Origin of the sequence: Allokutzneria oryzae (genome assembly GCF_042429765.1) — a bacterium.
In the GTDB taxonomy this organism is placed as follows: domain Bacteria; phylum Actinomycetota; class Actinomycetes; order Mycobacteriales; family Pseudonocardiaceae; genus Allokutzneria; species Allokutzneria oryzae.
This window is the reverse complement of record NZ_JBHLZU010000027.1, coordinates 115,297-122,524: the sequence shown is the minus strand read 5'-3', so window position 1 is coordinate 122,524 and position 7,228 is coordinate 115,297. Positions and strand designations below refer to the sequence as shown.

The 7,228-nt window shown below is 70.8% G+C and carries 8 protein-coding genes; 1 reads left to right on the top strand and 7 read right to left on the bottom strand.

Going from position 1 to position 7,228, the window contains the following annotated elements; all coding sequences use genetic code 11:
* Positions 1–77: 77 nt before the first annotated feature.
* The gene (locus ACFFQA_RS31270; protein ID WP_377860155.1) at positions 78–1,085 is read right to left on the bottom strand and encodes an AraC family transcriptional regulator; all 1,008 of its coding nucleotides are present in this window, start codon (positions 1,083–1,085) and stop codon (positions 78–80) included.
* A gap of 116 nt (positions 1,086–1,201) precedes the next feature.
* Between ACFFQA_RS31270 and ACFFQA_RS31265 the strand changes: the two genes are divergently transcribed.
* Positions 1,202–1,984 carry an SDR family oxidoreductase gene (locus ACFFQA_RS31265; RefSeq protein WP_377860153.1) on the top strand — a complete coding sequence of 261 codons (783 nt, stop codon included), beginning with the start codon at positions 1,202–1,204 and terminating at the stop codon, positions 1,982–1,984.
* On the opposite strand, the gene ACFFQA_RS31260 is transcribed toward ACFFQA_RS31265, so the two are convergent.
* The 6 genes from ACFFQA_RS31260 to ACFFQA_RS31235 all read right to left on the bottom strand — a co-directional run bounded on the left by ACFFQA_RS31260 (position 1,965) and on the right by ACFFQA_RS31235 (position 7,228).
* Positions 1,965–2,894, bottom strand: coding sequence for a hypothetical protein (locus tag ACFFQA_RS31260; RefSeq protein WP_377860151.1), 930 nt, complete (start codon positions 2,892–2,894; stop codon positions 1,965–1,967). The genes ACFFQA_RS31265 and ACFFQA_RS31260 overlap by 20 nt on opposite strands.
* Before the next feature lie 137 nt (positions 2,895–3,031).
* Entirely contained in the window at positions 3,032–3,568 is a 537-nt protein-coding gene (locus tag ACFFQA_RS31255; RefSeq protein WP_377860149.1) for a M23 family metallopeptidase, read from the bottom strand.
* A 138-nt stretch (positions 3,569–3,706) separates the two neighbouring features.
* Positions 3,707–4,765: an ABC transporter substrate-binding protein gene (locus ACFFQA_RS31250; protein ID WP_377860147.1), complete on the bottom strand. Its 1,059-nt coding sequence runs from the start codon at positions 4,763–4,765 to the stop codon at positions 3,707–3,709.
* Positions 4,766–4,954: 189 nt separating this feature from the next.
* On the bottom strand, positions 4,955–5,764 hold the full coding sequence (locus tag ACFFQA_RS31245) for a GNAT family N-acetyltransferase (RefSeq protein ID WP_377860145.1): 810 nt from the start codon (positions 5,762–5,764) through the stop codon (positions 4,955–4,957).
* 4 nt (positions 5,765–5,768) lie between these two features.
* Positions 5,769–6,617: a 5-oxoprolinase subunit C family protein gene (locus ACFFQA_RS31240; RefSeq protein ID WP_377860846.1), complete on the bottom strand. Its 849-nt coding sequence runs from the start codon at positions 6,615–6,617 to the stop codon at positions 5,769–5,771.
* Positions 6,617–7,228, bottom strand: coding sequence for a 5-oxoprolinase subunit B family protein (locus tag ACFFQA_RS31235; RefSeq protein ID WP_377860143.1), 612 nt, complete (start codon positions 7,226–7,228; stop codon positions 6,617–6,619). The genes ACFFQA_RS31240 and ACFFQA_RS31235 overlap by 1 nt, the downstream gene beginning before the upstream one ends.

The window sequence follows — 7,228 nt, the reverse complement described above, 5'->3', positions numbered from 1 at the left end:
GGCGAGGGGGTGGCGAGGGGGTGGCGAGGGGGTGGCGAGGGGGTGGTGAGGGGGTGTTACCAGGTGCAGGACAGGAGCTAGCGCTGCAACGTGCTCGACGGGGTCTCGCCGTAGCGCTGGCGGTAGGCGGCGGCGAACCGGCCCGGGTGCCAGAAACCCCATCGCGCGGCCACTTCCGTCACGGTGGTGACCGTGTTCGGGTCGGCGGCGCGCAGCTCGTCGTGCACGCGGGAGAGCCGGACCTCGCGCAGGTACGCCATGGGCGTGGTGTCCAGGTGCCGCCGGAACCCGCCCTGGAGAGCCCGGACCCCGACACCGACCGCCTCGGCGAGGTCCTCGACGGTCAGCGGTTCCGCGGCGTGACCCTCGATGAGCTCCACCGCCCGCCGCACGGTCCGCGGCATCGACGCGGCCTGGTCGGCGTGCAGGGCGTCGGAGAAGTTGGAGCGCTGCCCCAGTAAAAGGCCCGTGACCAGCGACTGCTCCAGGTGCTCGACCACCGGCGGCGACGGCGGGGCCGGGGCCTCGATCGCCGAGCGCAGCCACCGCACCTGCGCTAACCAGGCACGCGCCGCGGGCTCCTCCAGGTCCATGCCGAGGTCGAATCGCAGCACGCCGCGCGGTGGTCTGCCGAGCAGCTGGTGCAGCCTGCTCTCGACGGCCTCGCGGTCGAGCCGCACGATCAGCTGCGGGGTGCCCTTCCGCAGGAGCATGTCCACGTCGTCGGTGGGGTTGGGCACCGAGGCGAGGGTGGTCCCGGTGGTCACGTGCTGCCGGCCGCAATGGATCTCCGCCGACCCCGCCTGCGGGATCTGCACCAGGAAGAACTCGTCCATCGACTCGGCGCGGATGCGCACGTCGGCCCCGTAGTCCAGGTAGTGCAGGCTGATCCGGCCGACGCGCACCCCGTTCTGCGTGGCGTTCAGCCGCGCACCCGTGCCGACCAGGTCCAGCCGGTGCGGGCAGAAGGAGCGCGTGATCTGCTCGCGCGCCTCGTCGAGGTCCCGGGTGCGCAGCAGGGGATGGCCGGACAGCGGGAACCGCTCGGCGGCGACGCGCGGCCCCGGGACCGGGCCTTCGGCCATGTCGATGATCCTCCCCAAGTGAAATGTGCACTTCGCTGCGCAAACTGTATCGAGGGTGCGCCTTGGGGCTGGCAATGCCATGACCACCTGGTCATTCTTGGGGCAGGCGCGCGGGAATGAGGAGTATGCGGGAGCTGGCCGGTACGGCCGTCGTGGTGCTGGGCGGGTCCACCTCGAACGGGGCGACGCCGATCGGGGCCGCCGTGGTGGCCGCGTTGCGCGAGTCCGGAGCCCGGGTGCTGCTCGGCGACGTCGAGCCCGACGAGCGGGTCACCGGCGGCGTGCGCTTCGCCCGCACCGACCTCACCGACGACACCCAGGTGGCGGCCTGCCTCAAGCGCGCCGTCGACGAGCTCGGCTCGCTGGACGTGGTCGTCAACCTCGGTGGCGGCCTGTCCGCACCTGGGGCCGACCGGTTCCACTGGCTCGACTCCTTCAACGCGGGCGTGGTCAGCGCCGCCATCGCCGCGCGCGCGGCCCACCCGCACCTGCGCGCGGCGGGTGGCGCGATCGTCAACCTCACCTCCGACGGCATCGTGCGCAGGAGCCGCTGGCTGGCCCCGGTCGGCAAGGCCGCGCTGGTGGAGCTGACCAGGGCCATCGCAGCCGACTTCGCCGAGGACGGCATCCGGGTCAACTCCGTCTCGCCCGCGTGGACGTGGTCGGAGGTGCTCGACCAGTTCACCGGCGGCAGCGGGCAGGAGCCGGCGGGCACCGGGCGGGGCACGCCGTTCCACCCGCTGGGCAGGGTGGCCGACCCGGCCGAGGTCGCCGAGGTCGTGCTGTTCCTGTGCTCCCCGGCCTCGGCGTTCATCACCGGCTCGGACTGGGCGGTCGCGGGCGGCTACACCTCGGTGAACGCGGTCGGCGGCACCGGACTCAGCGGTACTGGTTCCTGACATAGGTGGAGCTCTGCGCGCCCGCGTTGGCGAAGTAGTCGCGGATCACCCGCGCCGGGTCGGTCGCCAGCTCGCCACGACCGGGCTTGTCGTTGTGGTCGTCCCAGCCCCACGGCGCGTTCGCGGCGTTGTCGGCGCCGTTGTCCCCGGAGAAGGTCCCCCACGAGTGGAAGGTCGCCGGGGCGTCGCGGTGCGCCCACAGCCCGCCCTCGGCAAAGATGTCGATCAGCTGGTAGCCGACGCGGCGGTCGTTGCCGCCGCTGGGCACCTCGCCCGCCCCGCGCGTCGGGTAGTACACGACGCCGTCACCACCGGGGAAGTCCTTGCCGTCCCAGCGGTAGAGCCCGTGGCCCTTCGCCTCCTGGAAGGTGGACGGCCGCGCCACGCCGTCGTGCGTGGTGGTCAGCAGGGTGCCGTCGATGTTCTCCTGGCCGCTGGTGAACGGGCTGCCGGAGGGCGTGTAGGAGTAGAAGTCGCGGTGCGCCACCGTCACCATGGCGCGCAGGGTCCCCCACTCGCCGCCCTTCTGGACGACGACGAGAACACCCTCCATGTCGTTCTCGTGCTCTTCGAGCGGATTCCAGTCGCTCCAGTCACGCGGGTGGAAGAAACCGTAGAGCAGGTAGTAGAAGTCCGCGTTCTCGGTGACCGAGTAATACGCGGCGCCACGGAGGTTCTGCTTCTGCTTTGCTTGGTTCTCCCAGTTGTCCCGCCCGGTCCAGTTCCCGTCGAAATCGATGGGAGAAAGGTAGTCGGCGCTGGCGTTGGAATCGTCGGTGTCCTGGTAGTGCACCGGAGCCCAGTGGTAGGCCAGTTCCGCGGTGTCAGTGCTCGGCACAGCGGCGGTGGCCGTCGGGCTGACGACGAGGCCCGCGATCATCGCGGCGGCGAGCGCGAGTGCTGTTCGCACGTGTTTCCTCCGTGGCGGGGCTGCGGGGAACTGCGGTCAGCGTGTCATCGAGCGGGCACGGTGACCATCCGCCGTACAGCCGCAGAACAGCCCCCGGCGGGGACGGCCGCCGGGAGCTGCGCCTGTGAGCGGACCGGTCAGCAGCCGGTGCTGCTGGTGATCGAGGTGTTGCCGTAGTACACGACCGCCTTGCCGTTGAGCACGACGCGCTGCACCGCCCCGTTGAGCTTCTGCTCGTAGTGCAGGTGGGGACCGGTCGATCCACCGGTGCTGCCGACCTTGCCGATGATCGTGCCGGTGCTGACGCTCTGGCCCAGCGAGACGTTGAACGAGTTCAGGTGGGCGTAGAGCGTCTGCCAGCCGCCGCCGTGGTCGATGACCAGGTACCGGCCGTAGCTGGTGTTGCCGAGGTCGCGGCGGGTCACGACCTTGCCGGCGGCGCTGGAGCGGACGTTCTTGTTGTTGGCGTCGCTGCGCTGGAAGTCCACCGACAGCTGCGGGTTGTGGTTGGTGCGGGTGTTGGCGTTCCACACCTGACCGCAGTCGAACGGGGTGCGCAGGTTGATCGCCTGGGCGCTCACGTCGGAGGCCAGGGCCGGGGTGGCGAGGGCGAGCAGCGCGGCGGCGCTGGTGGCCAACGCCGTCACGGACCTCTTGACCGAAACGGTAGCCATCGTTGTACCTCACTTCTTCGGACATGCAGGGGGAAGTCCGTCGACATAATCCCGAAATGACAGGGAATAGCGGGACCGGTCGATGTCAGGAAGTGTAGGTTTCAGACATACAGAATCAATACAAAACGAGAATATAACTCAGATTTGATTTACGAACTCATTCGTGAACGTATCTTCGAGGCTGATGGAGATGCGGGAGATCTCCGCGCTGAACTGACGCAGGACCCCGGAGACGGCCTCGGCCCCGTCGGTGTGGATGGTGCCGTCCGGCGAGTACGCGTCCTTGGCGTGCTCGATCGACTGGACGTAGGTGTCGAAGTCCCCTGCCGCGTACTCGCGGGGCATCCGCTCGGCGATCTCGGCGGCGGTGTGCTTGCGCATCCAGTCGAGCGTGCGCACGATCGCCTTGGTCAGCTTCCCCGCGACCCGGCCGTTGCGACTGACCCAGTCGGTGCCGGAGTAGAGCACCGCCGCCGGGTAGGTCGAGACCCCGAAGTCCTCGCGGACGCCCTCCGCGGTCCTGGTGTCGCTGAGCACGCGCACCCGATCGGCGCCCATCCGCTTCTGCAGCAACGAGAACGCGGGGTCGATCATGACGGCGGCGTCCACCCGCCCGCTCTCCATCGCCGTGATGGCGCTCGCGTCGCCCCCTATGGCGTGCACGACGGCGTCGTCAGCCTTCAGACCGTTGCGCACCAACAGGTACTTGAGCAGGAAGTCGCTGGAGGAGCCCGGCGTGGTGACGCCGACCTTGGCGCCCTTGAGGTCGGCGATGGTGGTGATCCGCTTACCGGCCTTCGGCGAGACGGCGAGCACGACCGAGGGGTAGCGGAGCATGTTCACGAACGCCTTGACCGGACGCTTGTTCGCCTGCATCTGGATGGCGTGGTCGTAGTAGCCGCTGACCACGTCGACGTTCTGCGCCTGCAGTCCCTCCAGGGCCTTCGCGCCGGACTGGTACTCCTGCAACCGCACGTCCAGGCCCTCCTCGGCGTAGTAGCCGAGCCGCTGGGCGAGCGTGGTGGGGAGGTAGACCAGCAGCGGCAGGCCGCCGACGCCGATCCGGACCGTGGTGGGCGCCACGGCCGCGGGTGCGCCGCACGCGCCGACGGAGACGGTGAGCACGACGGTCACCACCGCCGCGACCAGCCTGCGCAGGTGCACGAACATCCTCCCCCGAAGGAACCCGCTGGTCATGGTCGCGCGATCCGCGCGTGGCCGCCCGCGCCCAGAGTTCCCGCCCCGATCAAGGACCACCCATGGAATCGTTTCCACACTGTGCACAGGATGTTAGGTGGGCGTGACAGGCGCGACAAGACCGCCTCAACGGAATAACAGTGTTCTCCGTGAATCCTGGTCGTTTCCGGACAAGACCGGGCCGCGCACCTAGGCAGTGGCCTGTCGATCGCGCACAACGGGCGCGGTGACCGCGTGCTCGCGCACCGTGCCGAGCACGCGGAAGCCGAGCTTCCGGTACACCAGCTCGCCCGCGGCGGACGCCTGGAGAACCGCCACCCGGCAACCGGACGCGGCGGCCTCGGCCAGCACCGCCCGGGTCATCGCCGAACCGTACCCCCGCCGCCGGTGCCGCGCGTCGGTGGCCACGTTGTAGATGCCCGCGACCCCCGCGGCGAGGAAGACCTCCGCCGTCGCGACCGGCTCGCCGTCGCGGTAGCCGACGAAGAACCGCGCGGGGCAGCCCGGCAGCACCGCCTTCGCCGCGACCCTGCGGTAGAACTCCGGCACGCCGACCGAGGGCGGGCTCCAGAGCGGGGCGAGCACTGCTGCGAAGTCCGCGAGCTGGTCCGGAGTGCGCACCGCGACGATCTCCAGCTCGGGCGACGGGACGGGTTCGACCTCCTCCAGCGGGAACCACATCGCGTTCTCCTGCTCGCAGGACGGAAACCCGGCCCCGCCCAGCCGCGCGGAGAGGTCGTCCGGGCGCGAGTCCGGGCCGACCCACCACGAGAACGGCCTGCCGGTGGGCAGCGACGCGACGACATCGGTGATCCGGTCGTCCGCGGCGTGCTCGGCGAACCGCGCGTGCACGATCATGTTGAAGGTGTCGTCGGCGATGCCGCTGTCGGCGACGAGCACGTCACCTGGCTCGTGCACGCTCATCCCCGAGGTGTCCCGGAGCAGGTGCGCGGCGTGCTCGGCGTGGTTGCGCTCCAAGCGCGCTGCGAAATCGTCCATGCTCCTATCGTGCGGTCACCCGGAAGCGAATTCGCTGTCCCGGCCGCACCTGTGCGGCGAGGTGCAGGTCCTCCGGCTCCACGACGCCGATCACCGGGTAGCCGCCGGTCACCGGGTGGTCGGCGAGGAACAGGATCGGCTGCCCGGACGGCGGGACCTGGAGCGCGCCCAGCACCATCGCCTCCGGCGGCAGCTCCCGCTCCGGCCGGTGCAGCCTCGGACCGGTGAGCCGGACGCCGATGCGGTTGCTCTCCGGGCTGACCTCGTAGGGCCCGCCGCACAACGACTCCAGCGCGTCCGGGACGAACCAGTCCGCGCGCGGTCCCGGCAGCACCCGCAGCACGGGTTGGTCGGGGTACGGCGCCTGCGGCGCGATGTCGACGCAGGGGTAGTCCAGCGCGGTTCTCCCGATGGGCAGAACCGTCCCCTCCGCGAGGGGATCGGGGCCGAGCCCGGCCAGCAGGTCCGTCGCGCGCGAGCCGAGCACCTCCGGCACGTCCACACCGCCGCGCACCGCGAGGTAGCTGCGCAGTCCCGCGCCCGGCCGGCCGAACCGGAGCTCTTCGCCGGCCCGCACCCGGAACGGCCCGTACATCCCGGCCGCCCGGACGCCGGCGGTCAGCGGGCACGGCGCACCTGTCACCGCGACGAGCGCGTCCTCGTCGAAGCGCACCACCAGCCCGCCGAAGGTGATCTCCACTCCGGCATGGGTCTCCGGGTTGCCGACGAGGCGGTTGGCCAGCATGAGGCTGCGGCGGTCGGCGGCCCCGGAACGGCCGACGCCCAGCCCAGCCAGTCCGGGCCGCCCCAGGTCCTGCACCAGCGCCTGCGGCCCCGGCCGCACGATCTCCATCACGGGACCACCTCGAAGCGCACCGGGGCGCCGGGAACCAGCAACGCGGGCGGATCGCGGTCGACGTCCCACACGGCCAGGTCCGTACTGCCGAGGATGTGCCAGCCACCCGGTGAGGAGCGCGGGTAGACACCGGCGTACTGGTCGGCGAGCGCCACCGACCCCGCTGGCACCCTCGTGCGCGGGGTTTCCCTGCGCGGCAACCACAACGCGCGGTCCAGGCCGGTGAGGTAGCCGAACCCGGGAGCGAACCCGCAGAAGGCAACGGTGTAGCGGGCGCGGCTGTGCCGCTCGACCACCTCCGCCTCGGTCATCCCCGTGCGCGAGGAGACATCGGCGAGGTCCGCACCGTCGTAGCGCACCGGGATGACCACCTCACGCAGGCCCGCCGCGTCCACAGTGGAAAGTTCAACGGCGCCAACGCCTTCCACCACCCTGTCCACTGTGGCCGAAGCGGGGTCGAACCGCACCAACAAGGTCGTGGCGGCGGGCACCAGCTCGACGAGCCACGTTGGCGGATCGGCCCGCAGCGCGGCGTGCAGGCCGAGGACCTGGTCGAGACCGTCGAGCTCGACCAGCACGCCATCTCGGCCGCAGTGACGAATCCGCAT